We start from the raw sequence: 21,897 nt of genomic DNA, 5'->3' as shown, positions 1-21,897 counted from the left end.
GGAGCTGTTGTGTCCCACCGGCGGGTGCTGGCAGTGTCGGGGGAGGAGAGGATGATGGGAATGGATAGGTTCGTCGATCAGCTGCGGGTGCGCAGCGAGCCGCGGCCGCTTCGCGAGCCGACCGAGCGCGAGCGTCTGCGGACCGCGTTCTCGCGGTTTCCGACCGGCGTCTGCGTCGTCGCGTTCGAGGCCGAGGGCGGCCCCCGCGGCATCACCGTCAACTCCTTCACGTCGGTATCCTTCGACCCTCCGCTCCTGCTCGTCTCGATCCAGCGCTCCGCCTCCTCCCACGACCTCCTGCTCGACAGACCGTTCTCGGTCAACGTGCTCGGCTCATCCCAGGAGGATGTGGCCTGGCACTTCGCGGGACGGCCGAATGCCTCACCTGTGTGGATCGAGGGCGCCGAGACCCCCCGGCTGGCCGGCGTTCTCGCCTGGTTCGAGTGCACTCCGTGGGCGCACTATGACGGCGGCGACCACACGCTCGTCCTCGGCGAGATCCAGTCCTTCAGCTCGCGGCGCGGCGACCCGCTCGGCTTCAACGGCTCGCGTTTCACCGAGATCTCGGAGACCGTGCTCGGCCGCGAGCACCTCATCTAAGGAGTTCCATGGCAGTGCGCACCGGTGCCGACTACGTCGCCGCCCTGCGGGCGATGACGCCCGATGTTCACATGGACGGGAGGGTCGAATCTGTCGCCGACCACCCGGCGTTCGCCGGTGTCATCGCCTCCTACGCCGAGCTGTACGACATGCAGGGAGAGGATGAGCGTCTGACCGTCGTCGAGGACGGCGAGCGGTATGCGGCCTCCTTCCGAGTACCCCGGTCGGAGGCGGACCTCGTGGCCCGCCGGGAGGCCGCCCGCATCCGGGCCGAGTACTCGGGTGGCATGCTCGGCAGGACCGGCGATCATCTCAACGCAGCGCTGACCGCCTTCAGCCAGGCCGGTGCGTGGTTCGCGGATGCGGACCCGCAGTTCGAGGCGAACATCCTCGCCTACGCCCGCTGGGTGAAGGCGAACGACCTCCTCCTCACGTCCACGGTCGGCTCACCCCAGACCAACCGCTCGGTGTCGACCTCGGAGCAGGGCGGCGGAGAGACGACGCTGCGCGTCGTCTCACAGAACGACCGGGGCATCGTCGTATCAGGGGCGCGCATGATCGCGACGAACGCGCCGATCGCTGACGAGATCCTCGTCATGCCGCAGACGGTGCTCCGCAGCGGCATGGACGACATGCCGTACTCGTTCGCCTTCGCCGTCCCAGCCGACATCGAGGGGCTCACCCTGCTGTGCCGCAGGCCGATGCGCCGCGGAACCTCGATCGTCGATGAGCCGCTCGCCGCGCGGTTCGAGGAGATCGACGCCGTCTGCATCTTCACCGAGGTGATGGTCCCATGGGATCGTGTGTTCCTCCTCGGGCATCCCGCCAAGTCCAACACGATGTTCACCCACACGGGTGCCACGGCGCTCATGGCCCATCAGTCCGTCACCCGCACGACGGTGAAGACCGAGTTCTATGCGGGCCTCATGGAGGAGATGGCGGAGGCGATCGGGATCGACGCCTACGGCCACGTCCAGGACGACATCGCCCAGGCCCTCGTCGCGGTCCAGATGGGAAGGTCCGCCCTGCGGGCCGCGGAGGCCGACGGCTTCGTCAATGATTTCGGCTTCTTCCAGCCGGCGATGGAGCCGCTCGCGGCGGTCCGCACGTGGTACCCGCGGTACTTCCAGTCCCTGTCCCAGACGATCCGCAAGTTCGGCGCATCGGGCCTCACCGCCCTCCCGTTCGAAGGAGATCTGCACGGTGAGCTCGAGGCCGATGTCGATCGCTACCTCCACGGGAGGACCCTGCCGGGAAGCGACCGGGTCAGGCTCTTCAACCTCGGTTTCGATGCGGCCGTGTCCTCGTTCGCGGGGCGGCAGGCGCTCTTCGAGTATTACTACCACGGCGATCCGCTCCGCATGGCGAGCGCCTACCTGTCCGGCGCCGACACCGCGTCCCATCGGGACCTCGTCCAGCGGCTCCTCGACAGGTCGCGAGAGGACTGACCCGCGGCCCGGCAGGGCTGATGATGGATGGCTGCGCTGGCCGCCTGAGCGGTGAACGGCACTGATCGGCTACGCGTCGATCAGCAGCTCGACCCCGGCGGGAAGCGCGCTGCCGCGCTCGACGTGCGACCGTCGTGCGGCCTCCTCGTAGGCGTCGACCACGGTCATCGTCGCCTTCCGCCACGACCTGCCCCGGGCTGAGGCGAGCGCCCCGGCTGTCAGCGCGCCGCGCAGATCGGGCTCGCTGAGGATGCGGTTGATGCGGTCGGCGAACGCGCCGGCGTCGGACGGGTCGATGAGGTAGCCGTTGAGGCCGTCCTGGACGATGTCGGGGATTCCCCCGGCGTTCGCCCCAACGACGGGAGTCCCGGACGCCATCGCCTCGAAGGCCACATTGCCGAGCGTGTCGGTGAGCGACGGAAAGGCGAAGACATCCGCGGAGGCGAAGGCCGAGGCGAGCTCCTCGCCGTGCAGGTACCCGGTGAAGACGGTCGGGGTCCCCGCGAAGGCCCGTTTGAGCTCACCCTCGTACGGTCCTGACCCGACGAAGGCGAGCCGGGTGCCGGGCAGGCGATCGAGCACCGGGCGCAGGGAGAGGAGGTTCTTCTCGGCCGAGAGGCGCCCGACATAGAGGATGAGGGGATCGCGGGGATTCCCATCCGTCAGCCTCGCCCTCATGGCCGACGAGAACTTCGACGGATGGTAGCGCTCCGTGTCGACCGCCTTCGGCCACAGGCCGACGCGTTCGATACCGAGCAGGCGAGCCTCCTCGACCATGGGCTCCGAGGGGCACAGGTTGACGTCGGCCCGGTTGTGGAGCTGGCGGATCCACGCCTCGGACGGTCTGCGCAGCGCCGGCAGCCCGAAATCCTCCGTGTACTGGGGGAGGGCCGTGTGGTAGGAGGCGAGCAGGGGCAGCCGCTGCGTGCGGGAGAGGAGGATCCCCCAGGCCGCCGCGGCCACGGGATTGACCGCATGGATGATGTCAGGCTTGAAGCGGCGCAGCTGGGCGTGCACGCCGAAGGTCGGCAGGCCGACCCGGACCTCGGGGTACCAGGGCTTGAAGGGGGCGGATGGCAGCCGGAGGACGGGAATGCCGCCGTGGCTGTCCGGGCCGGGGCCGGGTGCGACGACGCAGACGTCGTGGCCCAGGTCGGCGAGCTCGGTCACCGTGTGGGTGAGCCGTGTGACGATGCCATCGATCTTCGGGGCGAATACCTCAGTGAATATTGCTATGCGCACAGGTCCACGCTAGGGAGCCGATGTGTCACCCTGGCGACGCCTCGAGGGTCATTGCGTGGCCGGTCGGTTAAGGGATGGTGTCCAGGACTCAGTCGTGGGTCTCGAACTCGTGGTGGGTGTGTGCCGCAGTCTCCAGCTGGAATGTCGTGTGCTCGATCCCGAAGTCGTCCCGCACGCACTCCTGCAGGGCGTCGAGGATCTGGGAGGCGTGATTGTCGAAGAAGCACGACTCATCGAGCACGACGTGGGCCGACAGGGTCGGCAGGTTCGAGGCGATGAGCGAGGCGTGGAGATCGTGGACTGCGAGCACGTGGGGGAGGGCGAGGATGTGGGCGCGGACCTCTTCCAGGTCGAGGCCCCGCGGCGTCGACTCGAGGAGGATCGACATCGACTCCTTGATGATGATGAGGCTCCTCGGAAGAATGAAGAGGGCGATGAGGATGCCGGCGATCGCGTCGGCCTGCGTCCACCCGGTCGAGGTGATGATGAGGGCGGCGGCAATGACGGCGACGGAGCCGAGCGCATCGTTCAGCACCTCAAGGAACGCCGCCCGCATGTTGAGATTCGAGGAGCGGCCCCCGCTGAGTACGGCGAGGGAGACAAGGTTGGCGACGAGGCCGACGATGCCGAAGATGAGGAGGCCGCCGGCCTCGATGTCGGTTGGATCAAACAGTCTCCGCACGCCCTCGAAGAGGGCGAAGGCACCGACCGCGAAGAGGATCGAGGCCTGGAAGAAGGCGGCGAGAACCTCGGCCCGGCGCAGCCCCCACGTCCGCGTCTTCGTTGCGGGCCGCATTGTCAGATGAGTGGCGACCAGCGCCATGAACAGGCCGACCGTGTCGGTCAGCATGTGGCCAGCATCGACGAGCAGGGCGAGGCTGCCGGTCCACAGCGCGCCGATCACCTCGGCGATGAGGACGGTGAATGTGGCGGTGAAGGCGATGATGAGCCGCCTGCGGTTCTCGACCGCGTGTGCGTGATGCATGGCTTCCCTCCCACCCGCATCCTAGCAACTCAGCCGGCGGCGATGTCCTTCTGCCACTGGCCCGCCCCGTTGTGAGGGCGGAATCCCATCCGCTCATTGATCGCCCACATCCACGCGTTCTCCCCGGCGTTCCACGTCTGGATGAAGGTCCGCTCGGGTGCGATCGCGTTGAGCTGGCGCAGATTCGCCATCTTGATGAGGAGCCCCAGTCGGTGCCCGCGGTGCTCCTTGAGGACGAGGGTGTCCTCCTGGACGACGGCACGGGAGCCCGGCAGCAGGTCGAGCCGCGTGTGGCCGACGAGGCGGCCGGACTCGATGTGCTGAGCCGCCGTCGTCAGCGAGACGATGCCGAGCGCCTCAAGACGCCGATCACCCTCGATGAGCCGATCGATGTCGAAGTTGACCTCGGCCTCGACGATGCCGGCCGCCGGCATGTCGAGGTGGAAGGCGCTGATGAGGGTGACAAGATCCCGGCGGTGCTCCTCCGGGGTCGGCCCTGCCCAGGACACGGTCCGGTACCCGCCCGACTTCTCCAGCGCCTCGGCCGTCAGGGTGGCGGCGATGGTCTCATCGGCGGGCAGGGGGAGCCTGCTGCACGTCTCCGTCTGGGTCAGCTCAAAACCCGCGCTCTCGAGGAAGTTGGAGTATCGGGTCCGCGCCAGCGTCAGCTCGGAGCTGGGTGCCGACAGCTCATCGCCGAACGGGTGATCCGCATAGGCGGTGATCTTCGTGCGGCCCTCGGCGAGGCAGATCGCCTTCGCGGCCTCCCAGAGCGGCCTGTACGCATCCTCGCGGCCGAGGACCGCATTGATGTCGACGTAGGCGGCGTCGACGGTTTCTCGCAGCGGCGCCTCGACGCTCGCCATGCCGATGACCTCCCCGGTCCAGGGCGCCTCGGGGGTGAGAGAGATAGGGGTGGCCGGGTCATCGCCCCACAGGGCAATCCCCTCGGCCGAGCCGGCGAGCAGCGGCAGGCCATAGGAGGACTCCATCCGCGGGCCGATCTCGCCGTCGATGGCGAGCAGGTGGATGACCCTCCACGTGTGCTGGCTGCGGTAGTGCCGAGTGAACATCTCCGGCGAGTAGACGGTCTCGGCGTCCCCGTCGATCTCGGCCACGTTCTGCTCGACGATGCGGCGGAGCTCCGTCATCGCCCGCGACGGGGCGGCGGAGGCGGGCAGTGCGATCTGTGCGATGATCATGGGCACAATTCTGGCATGCGCCGGGTCCTGCTGTGCGGCATCTCGACCCCCGCGGGCTGCGTCCGTGTGACACAGATCGGGAGGGATCCTCCTGGAAGTGGATGGCCGGGACGCTGTAGACTGGCGAACGCTATGACCCGGCCCGCGAGGGATATCACCGGCGAGCATCCGGAAGAACGGCTCCGCGCCCAGTAGAACCGGACGGTTGGACCCGTCATCGTCTCCTAATGAAGCGGCCGCAATGCGGCAAGCGGGGTGGTACCGCGGGAGGATCGAAACCGATCCGCTCGTCCCGGCGCAGACCGAGTAGGAGATGGCTGTCCATGACTGAGAAGTCCGTGCGTTACCCCCTTCACCGCGACGGCGATGTCGCGGCGTCCCCCAGCTTCCCCGCACTCGAGGATGAGATCCTCGCCTACTGGAAGAAGGACGGCACCTTCCAGGCGTCGATCGACAACAGAGACGCGGGTGAGAACGGCTCGAACGAGTTCGTCTTCTACGACGGACCGCCCTTCGCCAACGGTCTGCCCCACTACGGCCACCTGCTCACCGGCTACGTCAAGGACCTCGTCGGCCGCTTCCAGACGCAGATCGGCCGCCGCGTCGAGCGCCGCTTCGGCTGGGACACGCACGGCCTGCCCGCCGAGCTCGAGGCGCAGCGCCTCCTCGGGATCGAGACGAAGGACGAGATCGAGGAGATGGGCATCGACGTGTTCAACGCCGAATGCCGCTCGTCCGTCCTGCGGTACACGAAGGAGTGGGAGGACTACGTCACCCGCCAGGCCCGCTGGGTCGACTTCGACAACGACTACAAGACCCTCGACACGTCCTACACGGAGTCGGTGCTCTGGGCGTTCAAGACCCTCTACGACAAGGGCCTCGCCTACGAGGGCTACCGGGTCCTGCCCTACTGCTGGAACGACGAGACGCCGCTGTCCAACCACGAGCTGAAGATGGACGACGATGTCTACAAGGACCGCCAGGACCAGACGGTGACGGTCGGCATGCGGCTCGAGACGGGCGAGCTCGCCCTCATCTGGACCACGACACCCTGGACGCTGCCGTCGAACCTCGCCGTCGCCGTCCACCCCGACGTCGACTACGCTGTCGTCGCCCCCGCCGAGGGCGACCTCGCCGGCGAGCGCGTCATCCTCGCCGCCGACCTTGTCTCCGCGTACGCCAAGGAGCTCGGGGAGGACCCCGAGGTCGTCGACACCCTCAAGGGCAGCGACCTCGCGGGCCGCCGCTACGCCCCGATCTTCGACTACTTCGTCGGCGAGTCCGAGGCGCCCGGACCGAACGCCTTTCAGATCATCGCCGGCGATTTCGTCACGACCGAGGACGGCACCGGCCTCGTCCACCTCGCCCCCGCCTTCGGTGAGGACGACATGCTCGTGTGCCGGGAGGCCGGCATCGCCCCCGTCGTCCCGGTCGACAGCCGCGGCGTCTTCACCTCCGCTGTGCCCGACTACGAGGGCATGCAGGTGTTCGAGGCGAACATGCCGATCATCCGCGACCTGCGGGACGGCACCGGCCCCATGGAGCGCCGGGGTGAGGATCGCCCGGTCCTCGTCCGCCAGGCCTCCTACGTCCACTCGTACCCGCACTGCTGGCGCTGCCGCGAGCCCCTCATCTACAAGGCCGTAACGTCGTGGTTCGTGTCGGTCACAAAGTTCCGCGACCGCATGGTCGAGCTCAACGAGGACATCACGTGGGTTCCCGACCACATCAAGCACGGCCAGTTCGGCAAGTGGCTCGAAGGGGCCCGCGACTGGTCGATTTCCCGCAACCGCTACTGGGGCAGCCCGATCCCCGTCTGGGTGTCGGATGACCCGAACTACCCCCGCATCGACGTCTACGGCTCGCTGGCGGAGCTGGAGGAGGCCTTCGGCCGACTGCCGATGAACGAGAAGGGCGAGGTGGACCTGCACCGGCCCTACATCGATGAGCTCACCCGCCCGAACCCGGACGATCCGACGGGCCAGTCGACGATGCGCCGGATCGAGGACATCCTCGACGTCTGGTTCGATTCGGGGTCGATGCCGTTCGCGCAGGTGCACTACCCGTTCGAGAACGAGGACTGGTTCGAGAACCACTACCCGGGTGACTTCATCGTCGAATACGTCGGGCAGACCCGCGGCTGGTTCTACACCCTCCACGTGCTCGCGACGGCGCTGTTCGACAAGCCGGCCTTCCGCACGTCCGTCTCCCATGGCATCGTGCTCGGCAACGACGGCCAGAAGATGAGCAAGTCGCTGCGCAACTACCCCGATGTCTACGAGATGTTCGACGAGGTCGGCGCGGACGCGATGCGGTGGTTCCTCATGGCGTCGCCGATCGTCCGCGGCGGCAACCTCATCGTCACCGAGCAGGGCCTGCGCGACACGGTCCGCCAGGTTCTCCTGCCGCTGTGGAACACCTACTACTTCTTCTCCCTCTACGCGGGCACGTGCAATAAGGGTGCGGGCTATGAGGCGAAGCTCGTGACCGACCCGTCCGGGCTCGACGTCATGGACCGCTACCTCCTTGCGTCCACGAAGAGGCTGGCAGACGCGGTCCGCGCCGACCTCGAGAAGTACGAGATCCCGAACGCGGCCGAGCGGATCCGCCAGTTCCTCGACCTGCTCACCAACTGGTACGTGCGAACCTCGCGCGACCGGTTCTGGGAGGAGAACACTGGCTCCTTCGATGCGCTCTACACGGCGCTCGAGACCCTCACGAAGGTCATCGCCCCGCTCGCGCCGCTCGTCTCGGAGGAGATCTGGCGAGGCCTCACGGGCGGACGCTCCGTCCACCTGACCGACTGGCCCGAGCTTCCCGCCTCCTGGGAGGACGACGTCCTCGTCGAGGTCATGGACGAGGTCCGGTCCGTCGTCTCGGCGGCCCACTCGCTCCGCAAGGCCGAGAAGCTCCGCGTGCGCCAGCCGCTGCGGGCGCTCGAATGCGTGACGACCCTCGATCTGGCACCGTTTGCGGACCTCATCGCCGCCGAGGTCAACGTCAAGACCGTGACGGTCACGCGCCCCGCCGAATCTGGCCTCGCGGTCTCCGAGGAGCTCGCCGTCCAGCCCCGCGAGCTCCCCGGCGATCTGCGGAAGCTGACGTCGAGCCTGTTCAAGGCCGCGAAGTCGGGTGCCTGGCACCGGGATGGTGAGAACGTCGTCATGGAGCTCGACGAGCCGGTCACGCTCACCCCGGACCAGTTCGTCCTCACGACGGTCGTCAACGCCGCCGAGGGTGATGCGGCAGCCGTTCTCGACTCGGGCTCGTTCGTCGTCCTCGACACGGAGCTCGACGAGGATCTGCTCGCGGAGGGCTACGCCCGCGACCTCATCCGCGCCATCCAGGACACCCGCAAGTCGACCGGACTGCACGTCGCCGACCGGATCCGCCTCACCATGACGGTCCCCGCCGAGAAGCGCGGCGCAGTCGAGGCCAACCTCGACCTCATCAAGGCCGAAACGCTGGCGGTTGAGACCGAGATCCTCGAGGGCGAGCTCGCCGTCATCACGGAGAAGTCAGCGTGAACGGCGGCAGGCACGAGGATTCGCCGTTGGGCGATGCAGAGGGCACTGCCCCTCACATCGGCGACCGTGAGGAGCTCGAGGTCACCGACGTGCGCGCCGAGGAGGATGCCGACCAGGAGTATGGGGAGGCCGTTGCCGCCATCGCGGCATCCGGCCTGCTCGGCGACTCCGAGGTCATCGCCGATGTCATCGCCGAGCCGGACGCGACAGCGGAGCTTGCCGAGGAGGTGGGACTGGAGGAGAAGATGGCGGACATTGCCGCCGACCTCATGTCCCGCGCTCCCGAGCACGATGTTCAGCCGTCGACCCAGCGGGTCGTCGACTGCCTCGATATCCTCGGCACCCCGCAGAACTCCTACCGGACCATCCACATCACGGGCACCAATGGCAAGACGTCGACGTCGCGGATGATCGCGGCGCTGCTCGCGGAGAAGGGCCTGCGGGTCGGCCGGTACACGTCACCGCACATGCACACGATGAGGGAGCGGATCTCCATCGACGACCGGATCCTTTCCCGTCAGGAGTGGATCGACGTGTGGGAGCAGGTTCAGCCGGCCGTCGCCATGGTCGACGCCGCCTCGGCGAAGCACGGGGGGCCGCCGCTGTCGACCTTCGAGCTGTTCACCGTCATGGCCTACGCGGCATTCGCCGATGCACCGGTCGATGTGGCCGTCATCGAGGTCGGCATGGGCGGACTGTGGGACGCGACGAACGTCATCGACGCTGACGTCGCCGTCCTCACCACCATCGATGTCGACCACGCCCGCTACCTCGGGACGACGCGCGCCGAGGTCGCCTCCGAGAAGGTCGGCATCATCAAGGACGGCTCGACCGTCGTCTCCGCCGCCCAGCACGAGGACGTCCTGCCGATCCTCGCCGAGGCCGTCTCCCGCCACCGAGCCAGGCTTCTCTTCGAGGGTCGGGACATCCGCCTCGAGGATCGCACGCCCGGCGTGGGCGGGCAGATGATCAGCGTCGGCACGCCCGCTGCCTCCTACCGGGAGATCCCGCTCAACCTCCTGGGTCACCACCAGGCCCGCAACGCTGTTCTCGCGATTGCGGCGGTCGAGGCGTTCTTCGGCGGCGGAGCGCTCGACGGCACCGTCATCGAGCACGCCCTCATGTCGGTCCAGTCGCCCGGGCGTCTCGAGCTGGTCCGCTCCTCGCCCGCCGTCGTCGCGGACGGCGGGCACAACCCCGCCGGCCTCGCGGCCGCGGCCGCGGCGATGAAGGAGACGTTCCACGGCCCGATCGTCGGTGTGTTTGCGGCGATGGCGGATAAGGACGTTGAGGCGATGCTCGGCATCCTCGAGCCCCTGCTCGACGCCGTCGTCGTCACCAGCCTGAGCAACCCGCGGGCCCTTCCGATTGAGGATGCCCGGCAGATCGCCGAGGAGGTCTTCGGTGAGGAGAGGGTCCGGGAGGAGTACGACCTGCTCGAGGCGGTCGACATGGCGGCCTCGCTCGCGGAGTCGATGAACCGGGAGGAGATGACGGCGCCCGCCGTCCTCGCCATCGGCTCGATCGAGCTCGCGAGCCGGGTGCGGGAGCTGTTCGGCAAGGCGACGAGGAGTCTGTAGTGGCGCGAGACCCGAGGACCGCACCGATCCCCAAGGGCTCGGCGCTCTCCCAGTTCACGATGACGATGCTGATCCTTGAGATCTTCGTCGTCCTGTTCGCCGGCGTCGCGGCCTTCGGGCTGCGCCTCGCGGCTCCGGGGACGGTGTGGGCGCTGACGGGGATCGGGATGCTCGTTCTCCTCATCGCCGCCATTGTCCTCGGCCGCTCCCAGCGGGCCGGCATCATCCTCGGCTCCTTTGCGCAGACCGTTGTCCTCGTCACCGGGGTGTGGATGCCAGCGGGCTTCGCGGTGGGCCTGTCGTTCCTCGTGCTGTGGTCCGCCTCGATCTACTGGGGCATGAGGCTCGACCGGGAGCGGGAGCAGAGGCGTGCCGAGCAGGCCGCCTGGGAGGCCGAGCAGGAAGACCAGGACGAACAGGACGTATCGGGCGACTAGCCGGGCCCAAAGTGCCGGTTCGATCACATGGCTGTCGTTAAGCTGGTGGGCATGGAAAGAACACTGCTGCTCATCAAACCGGACGGGGTCAAGCGCGGCCTCGTCGGTGACGTCCTCACCCGCATCGAACGGAAGGGCTACTCAATCGTCGACCTCAAGATGGTGACCGCGACCGAGGAGCTCCTCGGCGAGCACTACATCGAACATCGGGAGAAGGCCTTCTTCCCCGAGCTCGTCGAGTACATGACCGCCGGCCCGATCGTCGCCGCCATTCTCGAGGGCGCCCGCGTCGTCGAAGCCGTCCGCTCGCTCTCCGGATCGACGGAGCCGACCGTGGCCGCCCCCGGAACGATTCGCGGGGATCTCGGCCGCGACTGGGGAACGGGTCAGATCGAGAACATCGTCCACTCCTCTGATTCTCCCGAATCCGCGGAGCGCGAGATCGCTCTCTGGTTCTAGCGCAGCAACACCGGTCCCCTCCCGCACGGGAGGGGACCGCGTCGTTGGTCCGGCGACGCTCAATGCGTGCCTGCCGCGCGGCGAACGGGGGCGCTCGAACGTGTCGCTGCATCCCCAGACATGGCCGTGACAAGGGGTTTCAGCCGTGGACTGAGCGCCCCTCTACCCTGCCCCGCGGTGCCGAGTGGGCGTATAGTGTGGAGTGGCACACTGTCCATCTGGTTCAAAGGAGTCCCAGTGAAGAAGCTCATCAACGATCCGCAGAACGTCGTCCTCGAGTCGGTCCGCGGCTTCGCCCTCGCCCACCCCGAGCATGTCGCTGTCCACGAAGATCCCATGTTCGTCGCACGAGCCGAGAAGAAGGAGGACGGCAAGGTCGCCCTTATCTCCGGCGGCGGATCGGGCCACGAGCCCCTCCACGCGGGCTTCGTCGGCTACGGCATGCTCGACGCCGCCGTCCCCGGCGCCGTCTTCACCTCGCCGACCCCGGATCCGATCCTCGCGGCGACGCAGGATGTCGACCGCGGTGCGGGCGTCCTCCACATCGTCAAGAACTACACGGGCGACGTGCTCAACTTCGAGACCGCAGCCGAACTCGCCGAGGCTGAGGACATCAAGGTCACCTCCGTCATCGTCAACGATGACGTCGCGGTCGAGGACTCCCTCTACACGGCCGGACGCCGCGGCGTCGCCGGCACCATGCTCGTCGAGAAGATCGCCGGCGCCGCAGCCGAGCGCGGCGATGACCTCGAGGCGGTCACCGCGATCGCCCAGCGCGTCATCGATAACGTCCGCTCGATGGGCGTCGCGCTGTCGGCCTGCACCGTGCCCCACGCGGGGACGCCGTCCTTCGACCTTGCTGAGGATGAGGTCGAGATCGGCATCGGCATTCACGGCGAGCCCGGTCGCCATCGCATCCCCATGGCAACCGCGGACGAGATCACCGATCAGCTGGTCGATCCGATCCTCAAGGATCTCAACCTCACGAGCGGCGAGAAGACGGTCGTCTTCGTCAATGGCATGGGCGGCACGCCCCTGTCCGAGCTCTACATCGTCTACGGCCGCGTCGCCAAGCGCCTCAAGGATCTCGGCGTCGATGTCACCCGCTCCCTCGTCGGCTCCTACATCACGAGCCTCGAGATGCAGGGCTGCTCGGTCACGATCCTTCGAGCGGACGATGAGATGATCGATCTGTATGATGCACCAGTGAACACGGTGGCGTACCGAAAGGGAATGTGAACATGACACTTGGCAAAGACTGGGCGATCGCCTGGATCGAAGGCTGCATTGAGATGGCCTCCGAGCATCGGGTGGAGCTCATCGAGCTCGACCGCGCCATCGGCGACGGCGACCACGGCGAGAACCTCGACCGCGGTTTCACGGCAGTCAAGGCCAAGCTGTCCGATGCCGATCCGGCGCACGCGGGCGACGTGCTCAAGCTCGTCGCCACCACCCTCATGTCGACCGTCGGCGGTGCCGCAGGGCCCCTCTACGGAACCGCCTTCCTCCGCGCCTCGAAAGAGGTGACGGCTGAGAGCCTCGGCCCGCGCGACATCGTCGCCATGCTCGAGGCAGGGCTCGCGGGCATTCAGGCCCGCGGCAAGGCCGACGAGAACGAGAAGACCATGGTCGACGCATGGGCGCCGGCCGTCAGGGCAGCCGAAAAGGCCGCCGATGATGGTCTCGCACCCGAGGCCGTCCTTCGTGCAGCGGCCGACGCGGCACAGGCCGGCGCGGTCGCGACCGGTCCGATGAAGGCGACGAAGGGGCGCGCCTCCTACCTGGGAGAGCGCTCGATCGGGCACCGCGATCCCGGAGCGACATCCAGCGCCTACATCCTTGAGGCGGCTGCGAAGGCAGGAGAGCAGTGAGCATCAGCGTCGGTCTTGTCCTCGTCTCCCACTCGGATCTGCTGGCCAAGGGCCTCGCAGAGCTGGCGGGCCAGATGGCACCCGATGTCTCGATCATCCCCGCGGGTGGTCTGGACGACGGCTCCATCGGCACGTCCTACGAGAAGATCGAGGGTGCGATCAAGGATCTGCGCTCGAAGGGCCTCTCCGTACTTGTGCTCACCGACATCGGCTCCGCCACGATGACCGTCGAGGCGGTCCTCGAGGCGGACGACGATCATGAGGTCGTCTTTGAGGATGCCCCCTTCGTCGAGGGCACCGTGGCCGCCTCCGTCTCTGCCCAGCAGGGCGCCGACCTGTGGGAGGCGGCGGCTGCGGCAATCGCCTCCGCCGCGATCTTCGTCGAGAAGATCGACACGGATCCCAAGCCGGAGCGCGATGGGGAGGATCCCAATGGGGTCTTCAAGCGGGAGGTCATCGTCGCGGACGAGGCGGGCCTCCATGCCCGTCCCGCCGCGCAGATCGCCGCCCTCGCCGGCCAGTTCGAGGGCGAGATCCTCCTCAATGGTGTTCCCGCGGACTCGATCATGTCGATCATGTCGCTCGGCATCAAGAAGGGCGATGCCGTCGCGGTGACGACTGACGATGCGAAGTGCTGGAGCGGAGTCGACCGGATCGCCGACGCGATCTCGGCCGGGCTCGACTGACCGGAGCGGCGCCTCGACCGTCACCTGGTCCCAGTAGTACAGGCCTGTTGGGGGGCTGATGCAGTCAGCATCAGCCCCCCACCGGCTTCTTCGCTGGACGGCTCTCCCTACGGGGAGCCGACTGCCCCAGCGCGGCTCACGGGGAGCCTGCGCCGTCTGAGCGGGCGTCTGAGAGCTCGTAGGCGATCTCGCCGTGGAGCGTGACGTCGACTCCGGCGAGTTCCGAGGCGTCGTCCACCCGGAAGCCAATCGTCTTGTCGATGGTCTTCCCGAGAACGTAGGCGAGACAGAACGAGTAGGCGAAGACTCCCGCGCTGGCGATGACCTGGACGGCGACCTGGCCGAAGCCGCCGCCGGTGAAGAGGCCGGTGTCGATCGCGAAGAAGCCGACGTAGATGGTGCCGATGAGGCCACCGACGAGGTGGATGCCGACGACGTCGAGGGAGTCGTCGAGGCGGAAGAGATACTTCAGCTCGATCGCCCAGCAGCAGATGGCGCCGGTGACGACACCGAGCAGCAGAGCCCACCCGGGGGTGAGGTTCGCACAGGCTGGGGTGATGGCGACGAGTCCGGCGATGGCGCCGGAGGCCGCACCGACGGCGGAGGGCTTCCCGCCCTTGACCTTCTCGATGACGAGCCAGCCGCAGATGGCCGCCGCTGTACATCCCAGCGTGTTGATGACGATGAGGCCAGCCCCTTCCATCTCATTCGTCCATTCCGCCCCAACGTTGAAGCCGAACCAGCCGAACCAGAGGATCGCTGCGCCGAGGACGACGAAGGGAACGTTGTGGGGACGGTGGCTTCCCTTGGCGAAGCCGAGGCGCGGCCCGAGGACGATGGCGAGGGCAAGGGCGGCCGCGCCGGCGTTCGTGTGGACTGCGAGCCCGCCCGCGTAGTCGATGACACCGGGGGCACCGAGCCAGCCGCCGAGCGCCTCGACCCATCCGCCGCCCCACACCCACGCGGCGATGGGGAAGTAGCCGAGGGTGGCAAAGGCGATGACGAAGACGATCCAGGGCCCGAATCGTGCACGGTCGGCGATGGCGCCGGAGATGAGGGCGACGGTGATGATGGCGAACGTGGCGCCGTAGGCGACCCCGACGAGGTCGACATTCGCGGTATCAGAGGCGACTGTCGAGGACAGGGCGAAGTCCGAGAACGGGTTGCCGGCGAAGCCGAGCTCCGAGCCGACGGATGACATGGCGTAGCCGTAGAGGATCCACAGCACGCTGACGATGCCGAGGGTGGCGAAGGACAGCATCATCATGGAGATGACGCTGCGGGCGCGGACGAGGCCGCCGTAGAAGAAGGCGACGCCGGGTGTCATGACGAGGACAAGCGCTGTGGCGATGACGCCGAACGCGATGCTTCCAGGGTCCATGGGAACTCCTATTCGATGGGGGAGGGCGTGAAGCTGTTAACTCCGCGATCTCCGCATCTCGACCGGACGCGGTGTGGCCGGTCGTTCATCACTGCGGCTGATGCCGTATGTGTGATGCGTGGAAGCGTAAAATTATCACCAGGTCGAAGTAAAGAGATGTCCACAATATGGGACTGATCGAGTCAGGTGTGGTGGGGGCTTGGACAGTACCCGGTCACGGCGAGCGCGCAGGCTCGCGCCTGCCCCACTGTCCGACTGTCTGCCCGACTTCCTGGCCGACCGACGTCGCGACTGCCGGTCTGACTGACCCGCCTGCACCTGGTCTACAGGTGGAGGCCGCGAGAAGTGGCCAAGGTGGGGGATGGGAGGGACGATGAGCCGGAGATGTAGGCGTCCACCTCGTGCGCGACGGCTCGGCCCTCGGCGATCGCCCAGACCACGAGGGAGGCGCCCCGCCCCGCGTCGCCTGCGACGAACACGCCTGGAAGATCCGTCGAGTAGTCGGAGGATCGCGCGATCAGGCTGCCCCGGCCGACGGGGAGATCCAGTCCCGACATGTTCGCATCGGTGCCCGTGAAGCCGAGTGAGAGAAGGACAAGGTCGGCCGGCAGATCTCGCTCGGTTCCGGGTGTGGGTATGCGCTGGCCGTTCGGCAGGATCTGGGTGTCGGCAACGCGGATCGCGCCGACCGAGCCGTCGCCCCGGTCAACGAATTCGACCGTCGAGGTGAGGAAGACGCGTTCGCCGCCCTCCTCGTGGGAGGGCTGCGTCTCGAAGAGCCGTGGATCGATGGGCCACGGCTCGTGGGGCGCCCGCTCATCCGGCGGGCGGATGCCGATGGCGACGTTCGTGACGGAGGCCGCTCCTTGGCGATGTGAGACGCCGATGCAGTCGGATCCCGTGTCGCCGCCGCCGAGGACGACGACATGCTTCCCGTCGGCGCGCACCTGCCCCTGCGGCGGGGCGCCTGCGACCTCCCGGTTGGAGCCGGTCAGGAACTCCATGGCCTGGTGGACCCCGTCGAGATGCCGGCCGGGGATGTCGAGATCCCGGGGGGCCAGGGCGCCCGTGGCGACGATGACGGCGTCAAAGCGCTCCCGCACCTCCGTCCAGGAGAGGTCGACGCCGATCTCGACGCCGGTGCGGAACCGGGTGCCCTCCGCCCTCATCTGATCAAGCCGAGCATCAATGATGTGCTTCTCGAGCTTGAAGTCGGGGATCCCGTAGCGCAGCAGTCCGCCGAGGCGGTCATCCCGCTCATAGACGACGACCGTGTGGCCCGCCCGGGTCAGCTGCTGGGCGGCCGCCAGGCCGGCCGGTCCGGAGCCGACGACGCAGACGCTTCTGTCCGAGAGGCGTCCGGGGATCTGCGGCGTCATCCCCCTCTCGACGATGTCATCCGCGAGCGCGCGCTCGATCGCCTTGATGGTGACCGGCGGTTGGTTGATGCCGAGCACGCAGGATGACTCGCAGGGTGCCGGGCAGATCCGTCCCGTGAACTCGGGGAAGTTGTTCGTCGCGAGGAGCCTCTCCGCACCCAGCCCGCTCAGGCCCTGCCGTGCATAATCGTTGAACTCCGGAATGATGTTCCCCAGAGGACACCCGGCCATGCAGAACGGCACGCCGCAGTCCATGCACCTGCTCGCCTGGCGCTTGAGGAGGGCGCCGTCGGTGCGGCGCTCCCGAATCTCGCGGTAGTCGGCGATGCGGACGGGCACGGGCCGGTTCGGCGGGAGCTCGCGCTCGCGATATGTGAGAAAACCATGCGAGTCAGCCATGGGTCACCTCCAGGATCTGTGCCCACGTCTGCGCCCCGTTCGGGTCCTCGCCGCGCTCGCGGGCTTCGGAGCGCACCTGCGTGACGAGGGCCCAATCCTTCGGAACGATCTTCGTGAAGCGGTGCCAATCGGGTGAGATGAGGAGCTCTGAGGCCAGTCCCGACCCCGTCGCGTTGACGTGCTCCGTAAGCAGGTCGGAGAGTTCATCGATATCCGCGGCGGTCAGCTGCTGGCAGGCGAGCTCGCTGCGCGCCTCGCGGTTGATGAGCCTCTCGTCGAGGTCGAGAACGTAGGCGCATCCGCCCGACATGCCCGCACCGAGGTTGCGGCCCGTCGGTCCGAGGATGACGGCGGTGCCGCCGGTCATGTACTCGAGTGCGTGATCGCCCGCGCCCTCGCAGACCGCGGTCGCTCCCGAGTTGCGGACGAGGAAGCGTTCGCCGACGATCCCGCGGAGGAACATCCTGCCGCTCGTCGCGCCGTATCCGATGACGTTCCCGGCAATGACGTTCTCGTGGGCGGTGAGGGGCGACTGGGGGTGCGGGGCGATCGTGATCGTCCCGCCGGACAGGCCCTTGCCCACATAGTCGTTCGCGTCGCCGAGCAGGCGCAGCGTGATCCCGCGGGGCAGGAAGGCGCCGAGGGACTGTCCCGCTGAGCCGTCGAGATGAAGGGTGATCGTGCCGGGCCCGAGACCGTTGTCGCCGTGGCGCCGCGTGAGATCCCCGCCCAGCATCGTTCCGATCGCCCGGTCCGTGTTCTTGATCGAGAAGGACCCCTCGTACCTGCCCTCGTTGGCGATCGCCGACCAGACGTCGGCCTCGATCCGGCTGTCGAGCTGGTCGTCCAGCTCGTGATCCTGCGGCTCCGTGCGGCGGAGTGGCCCGTCGCCGAGGACGGCGAAGATGGGAGAGAGGTCGAGACCGTCTGTCTTCACGTGCCTGATCGCCTCGTCGACCTCGAGGACATCGGCGCGGCCGATCGCCTCATCGAGGGTGCGGAAGCCGAGTTCGGCGAGAATCTCCCGCACCTCGGATGCGATGAAGCGGAAGAATGTTTCGACGAACTCCGGCTGGCCCGAGAACCGGGCCCGCAGCTCAGGATTCTGCGTGGCGACCCCGACCGGGCACGTGTCGAGATGGCACTTGCGCATCATGATGCAGCCCGAGACGACGAGCGGTGCCGTGGCGAACCCGAATTCCTCGGCGCCGAGCAGAGCACCGATGATGACATCCCGCCCGGTCTTGAGGGAACCGTCGACCGTGAGGGTGACCCGGCCCCGCAGCCTGTTCATGCGCAGAGTCTGCTGCGCCTCGGCCAGTCCGATCTCCCAGGGGATGCCGGCATGCCCGAGCGAATTGATCGGCGCCGCGCCCGTCCCGCCGTCGAAGCCGGAGATGAGGATGACATCGGCCTTCGCCTTCGCGACGCCTGCGGCGACGGCTCCGATGCCCGACTGGGCGACGAGCTTGACGTTGATGCGGGCGCGGCTGTTCGCCCTCTTGAGATCGAAGATCAGTTGCTTGAGATCCTCAATCGAATAGATGTCGTGGTGCGGGGGCGGGGAGACGAGCCCGATGCCGGGCGTCGAGCCGCGCGTCGCGGCGATCCACGGGTACATCTTCTTCCCGGGCAGTTGGCCGCCCTCGCCCGGCTTGGCGCCCTGCGCCATCTTGATCTGGATGTCATCGGCGTGGGTGAGGTACATCGAGGTGACGCCGAACCGGCCGGACGCGACCTGCTTGATCGCCGAGCGCCGCTCGGGATCGAGAAGCCGCTCGAGATCTTCTCCGCCCTCGCCGGTGTTCGACTTGCCGCCGATCCGGTTCATGGCGACGGCGAGGGTCTCGTGTGCCTCGGCTGAGATGGAGCCATAGCTCATCGCCCCCGTCTGGAAACGGGCCATGATCGACTCGATGGGCTCGACCTCGTCGATGCTGATCGGGGTGCGCGCCTTGAACGCGAAGAGTCCGCGGAGCGTCTTGAGCTCTCGCGCCTGATTGTTGATGAGCTGGGTGTACTCGCGGAAGATGTCGAACTGCCCGGTCCGTGTCGCGTGCTGGAGCTTGAAGACCGTCTCGGGGGTGAAGAGATGGACTTCGCCGTCCGGGCGCCACTGGTGCTCTCCACCCGGGGTGAGCCGGCGGTGGGCGTGCGCCGCAGTCTCCGCCTGGTAGCCGAACGCGTGGCGAGCCCGGGCATCCTTCTCGATCTGATCGAGCCCGATGCCGCCCAGCCGAGAGGGCGTGCCGGTGAAGTAAGGGTCGATGACCTCGGGGGAGAGTCCGACCGCCTCGAAGGTCTGGGCGGCGATGTAGGAGCCGATCGCGGAGATCCCCATCTTCGACATGATCTTGAGGACGCCCTTGCCGAGGGCCTGGATGAGGTTGGCGACCGCGGTGTCGGGATCGACCTGGATCTCTCCCGTGTGCGAGAGCTGCTCGGCCGACTCCATGGCGAGATAGGGGTTGACCGCGCTCGCCCCGTAGCCGAGAAGGAGCGCGATGTGATGGACCTCCCGGGCATCGCCGGCCTCGACGACGAGGCCGACCCTCATCCGACGACCGGTGCGGATGAGGTGCTGGTGGACGGCAGAGACGGCGAGAAGCGACGGCACCGGAACGCGAAGGCTGTCCGAATCCCGGTCGGAGAGCACGATGTAGTGCGCGCCATCCTCAATCGCCTCGTCAACCTCGTCGAAGAGCTCGGTGAGGCGCTCCTCCAGTGAGCCTGTGAAGAGGAGAGACAGGGTGACGGTGCGCCGGGAGCCGGGGGAGCGGTCGATCCGCTTGATCTTCGCGAGCTCGTCGTTCGTCAGCACCGGGAAGTTCGTGATGATCTGACTCGCGTGCATGGGCGTCGCTGAGAGCAGGTTGCGGACCGGGCCGATCCCCGAACGGAGCGAGGTCACGAGGGCCTCCCGAATCGAGTCGAGCGGCGGATTGGTCACCTGGGCAAAGGCCTGGGAGAAGTAATCGAAGAGCAGGCGAGGGCGCGCGGAGAGGACGGCGATCGGAACGTCGGAGCCCATGGCGGCTACAGGCTCCGCGCCCGTTGTCGCCATCGGCCCGATGAGGACCTTGAGGTCCTCCTCCGTGTATCCGAACGTGCGCTGGCGCCGCACAACAGACGCGAGAGTATGGGCCACGTGCTCACGGTCGGGCAGGTCCGCGAGGTCAATCCTCGAGGACTCGAGCCACTCGCCCCAGTTCTCCATCGTCGCGATCTCGAGCTTGACCTGGTCGGAGTCGAGGACCAGCCCCTTCTCCGTGTCGATGAGGAGCATCTCGCCCGGCTTGAGGCGCCCGCGCGCCTCGATCATGTGCGGCGGGATGTCGGGGAGGACGCCGGTCTCGGATGCACAGATGACGAGCCCATCCGTCGTCCTCATCCACCTGCTCGGCCGCAGACCGTTGCGGTCGAGCGTGGCGCCGACGAGGGATCCGTCCGTGAAGCAGATCGCCGCGGGGCCGTCCCACGGCTCCATGAGGAGCGAGTGGAACTCGTAGAAGTCCCGCAGCTCACGAGGAAGGTCGGTCGCCGACTCCCATGCCTGGGGCACCATCATCATGACGGCGTGGGGCAGTGACCTCCCGGCGAGCGTGAGAAGCTCAAGGGCCTCATCGAACGACCCGGAGTCCGAGAGCGCAGCCGACAGTGTCGGGAGCAATGGCGCCATATCGCCGAGGAGATCCGACTGAAGGTCAGAATCCCTGGCCTTCATCCACTGCCGGTTCCCGCGCACTGTATTGATCTCGCCGTTGTGCGCGATCATCCGCAGCGGCTGGGCCAGGGGCCACGAGGGGAACGTATTGGTCGAGAAGCGGGAGTGGACGATGGCGAACCTCGTGGCGAAGCGCGGGTCGGAGAGGTCTGGGTAGAACGGCTCCAGCTGCAGCGTCGTCACCATTCCCTTGTACGTGATGGTCCTGCTCGACAGCGAGACCGGGTAGGCGTCGACGGTGTTCTCCATGCGCTTCCGCAGGCGGAACGCCCGTCGGTCCAGGTCGACGCCGAACAGTCCGTCGGGATGGGAGACGAAGAGCTGGGAGATATGCGGCATCGCCTCACGCGCCTGGGTGCCGAGATGCGACGGATCGATCGGCACGTCCCGCCACCCGATGACGGTCAGCCCCTCCTCGTCCGCCAGGGCCTCGATCGCCGAGATTGAGGCGGCTCGCTCCTCGGTGGAGGTGGGAAGGAAGATGAGGCCGGTGGCGTAGCCGCCTGCCGGAGGCAGGTCCATATCGCATAGTGCTCGGAAGAGGTCATCCGGCACCTGGGTGAGAATGCCCGCGCCGTCACCGGTGCCCGCGTCGGAGCCGACGGCGCCACGATGCTCGAGATTGCGAAGGGCGCTGAGAGCGCGTTCGACGACATCGTGTCCAGCCGAGCGGCGCAGCGTCGCAACCATCGCGATCCCGCACGCATCCTTGTCGAAACAAGGATCAAAGAGGGCTTCCGCTTGGGGAAGTGATGACCGATCCATGGGGAACCTCCCAGTTTGTCCCAGAACAGTCTGACACGAAGTAAGGGTAGACGAAAAGAGCTGGCGCTCAGTATTTGCGGAGAGGGTTGGCCGTATCTTGAGCGCGGGCATGGCCGATATGGGAGCAGGGCCTCCTGAGACGCGCATGAGCGTCCACTGCTGCGAGCAGGCGGAGCGGCGGGCGCCAGCCACAAGCAGGGACGTGACCGGCC

The 21,897-nt window shown here is 67.5% G+C and carries 15 protein-coding genes; 9 read left to right on the top strand and 6 right to left on the bottom strand.

Translation table 11 applies throughout. The annotated features are described in order from the left end of the window. Positions 1 to 60 precede the first annotated feature (60 nt). Together EJO69_RS05065 and EJO69_RS05060 are read left to right on the top strand one after the other, a co-directional pair. On the top strand, positions 61 to 600 hold the full coding sequence (locus EJO69_RS05065; protein ID WP_126039896.1) for a flavin reductase family protein: 540 nt from the start codon (positions 61 to 63) through the stop codon (positions 598 to 600). Between the two features lie 8 nt (positions 601 to 608). Then, positions 609 to 2,048, top strand: coding sequence for a 4-hydroxyphenylacetate 3-hydroxylase family protein (locus EJO69_RS05060; RefSeq protein ID WP_126039894.1), 1,440 nt, complete (start codon positions 609 to 611; stop codon positions 2,046 to 2,048). Between the two features lie 69 nt (positions 2,049 to 2,117). Here EJO69_RS05060 and EJO69_RS05055 read toward each other — a convergent pair whose 3' ends face one another. From EJO69_RS05055 to EJO69_RS05045, 3 genes are all read right to left on the bottom strand, one after another. After that, positions 2,118 to 3,290 (bottom strand): glycosyltransferase family 4 protein, encoded by a 1,173-nt coding sequence (locus EJO69_RS05055; protein ID WP_126039892.1) that lies wholly within the window; start codon positions 3,288 to 3,290, stop codon positions 2,118 to 2,120. An 88-nt stretch (positions 3,291 to 3,378) separates the two neighbouring features. Next, positions 3,379 to 4,275: a cation diffusion facilitator family transporter gene (locus tag EJO69_RS05050; RefSeq protein WP_126039890.1), complete on the bottom strand. Its 897-nt coding sequence runs from the start codon at positions 4,273 to 4,275 to the stop codon at positions 3,379 to 3,381. A gap of 29 nt (positions 4,276 to 4,304) precedes the next feature. After that, positions 4,305 to 5,477, bottom strand: a complete 1,173-nt coding sequence (locus EJO69_RS05045; RefSeq protein WP_126039888.1) for a hypothetical protein — start codon at positions 5,475 to 5,477, stop codon at positions 4,305 to 4,307. A gap of 323 nt (positions 5,478 to 5,800) precedes the next feature. Here EJO69_RS05045 and ileS point away from each other — a divergent pair, with 323 nt between their 5' ends. From ileS to dhaM, 7 genes are all read left to right on the top strand, one after another. Beyond that, a complete protein-coding gene (gene ileS, locus EJO69_RS05040; RefSeq protein WP_126039886.1) occupies positions 5,801 to 9,004 on the top strand; it encodes an isoleucine--tRNA ligase in 3,204 nt (1,067 codons plus the stop codon). Next, positions 9,001 to 10,584, top strand: a complete 1,584-nt coding sequence (locus EJO69_RS05035; RefSeq protein WP_245993785.1) for a bifunctional folylpolyglutamate synthase/dihydrofolate synthase — start codon at positions 9,001 to 9,003, stop codon at positions 10,582 to 10,584. Before ileS ends, EJO69_RS05035 begins: the two co-directional genes overlap by 4 nt. Then, positions 10,584 to 11,021 carry a DUF4233 domain-containing protein gene (locus EJO69_RS05030; RefSeq protein WP_126039884.1) on the top strand — a complete coding sequence of 146 codons (438 nt, stop codon included), beginning with the start codon at positions 10,584 to 10,586 and terminating at the stop codon, positions 11,019 to 11,021. The genes EJO69_RS05035 and EJO69_RS05030 overlap by 1 nt, the downstream gene beginning before the upstream one ends. Positions 11,022 to 11,072: 51 nt before the next feature. Further along, entirely contained in the window at positions 11,073 to 11,480 is a 408-nt protein-coding gene (gene ndk, locus EJO69_RS05025) for a nucleoside-diphosphate kinase (RefSeq protein WP_126039882.1), read from the top strand. 237 nt (positions 11,481 to 11,717) lie between these two features. Continuing rightward, positions 11,718 to 12,719 carry a dihydroxyacetone kinase subunit DhaK gene (gene dhaK / locus EJO69_RS05020; RefSeq protein WP_126039880.1) on the top strand — a complete coding sequence of 334 codons (1,002 nt, stop codon included), beginning with the start codon at positions 11,718 to 11,720 and terminating at the stop codon, positions 12,717 to 12,719. A gap of 2 nt (positions 12,720 to 12,721) precedes the next feature. After that, entirely contained in the window at positions 12,722 to 13,351 is a 630-nt protein-coding gene (gene dhaL / locus EJO69_RS05015; protein WP_126039878.1) for a dihydroxyacetone kinase subunit DhaL, read from the top strand. Further along, positions 13,348 to 14,037 (top strand): dihydroxyacetone kinase phosphoryl donor subunit DhaM, encoded by a 690-nt coding sequence (gene dhaM, locus EJO69_RS05010; protein ID WP_211331501.1) that lies wholly within the window; start codon positions 13,348 to 13,350, stop codon positions 14,035 to 14,037. Before dhaL ends, dhaM begins: the two co-directional genes overlap by 4 nt. Before the next feature lie 136 nt (positions 14,038 to 14,173). On the opposite strand, the gene EJO69_RS05005 is transcribed toward dhaM, so the two are convergent. The 3 genes from EJO69_RS05005 to gltB form a co-directional block, all read right to left on the bottom strand. Then, on the bottom strand, positions 14,174 to 15,418 hold the full coding sequence (locus EJO69_RS05005) for an ammonium transporter (RefSeq protein WP_126039876.1): 1,245 nt from the start codon (positions 15,416 to 15,418) through the stop codon (positions 14,174 to 14,176). A 323-nt stretch (positions 15,419 to 15,741) separates the two neighbouring features. Beyond that, complete coding sequence (locus tag EJO69_RS05000; RefSeq protein WP_126039874.1) at positions 15,742 to 17,196, bottom strand: glutamate synthase subunit beta; 1,455 nt, start codon at positions 17,194 to 17,196, stop codon at positions 15,742 to 15,744. Continuing rightward, entirely contained in the window at positions 17,189 to 21,685 is a 4,497-nt protein-coding gene (gltB, locus tag EJO69_RS04995; RefSeq protein WP_126039872.1) for a glutamate synthase large subunit, read from the bottom strand. Before gltB ends, EJO69_RS05000 begins: the two co-directional genes overlap by 8 nt. Between the last annotated feature and the right edge of the window lie 212 nt (positions 21,686 to 21,897).

Origin of the sequence: Flaviflexus salsibiostraticola, assembly GCF_003952265.1 — a bacterium.
Classification (GTDB): domain Bacteria; phylum Actinomycetota; class Actinomycetes; order Actinomycetales; family Actinomycetaceae; genus Flaviflexus; species Flaviflexus salsibiostraticola.
The sequence above is the reverse complement of the archived record's forward strand: the minus strand, read 5'-3'. Positions and strand labels throughout refer to the sequence as shown.

Coding starts and splice junctions, on each gene's coding strand:
- EJO69_RS05065 (WP_126039896.1), top strand. CDS start 61: ATGGATAGGTTCGTCGATCAGCTGCGGGTGCGCAGCGAGCCGCGGCCG.
- EJO69_RS05060 (WP_126039894.1), top strand. CDS start 609: ATGGCAGTGCGCACCGGTGCCGACTACGTCGCCGCCCTGCGGGCGATG.
- EJO69_RS05050 (WP_126039890.1), bottom strand. CDS start 4,275: ATGCATCACGCACACGCGGTCGAGAACCGCAGGCGGCTCATCATCGCC.
- EJO69_RS05045 (WP_126039888.1), bottom strand. CDS start 5,477: ATGATCATCGCACAGATCGCACTGCCCGCCTCCGCCGCCCCGTCGCGG.
- ileS (WP_126039886.1), top strand. CDS start 5,801: ATGACTGAGAAGTCCGTGCGTTACCCCCTTCACCGCGACGGCGATGTC.
- ndk (WP_126039882.1), top strand. CDS start 11,073: ATGGAAAGAACACTGCTGCTCATCAAACCGGACGGGGTCAAGCGCGGC.
- dhaL (WP_126039878.1), top strand. CDS start 12,722: ATGACACTTGGCAAAGACTGGGCGATCGCCTGGATCGAAGGCTGCATT.
- EJO69_RS05005 (WP_126039876.1), bottom strand. CDS start 15,418: ATGGACCCTGGAAGCATCGCGTTCGGCGTCATCGCCACAGCGCTTGTC.
- EJO69_RS05000 (WP_126039874.1), bottom strand. CDS start 17,196: ATGGCTGACTCGCATGGTTTTCTCACATATCGCGAGCGCGAGCTCCCG.
- gltB (WP_126039872.1), bottom strand. CDS start 21,685: ATGGATCGGTCATCACTTCCCCAAGCGGAAGCCCTCTTTGATCCTTGT.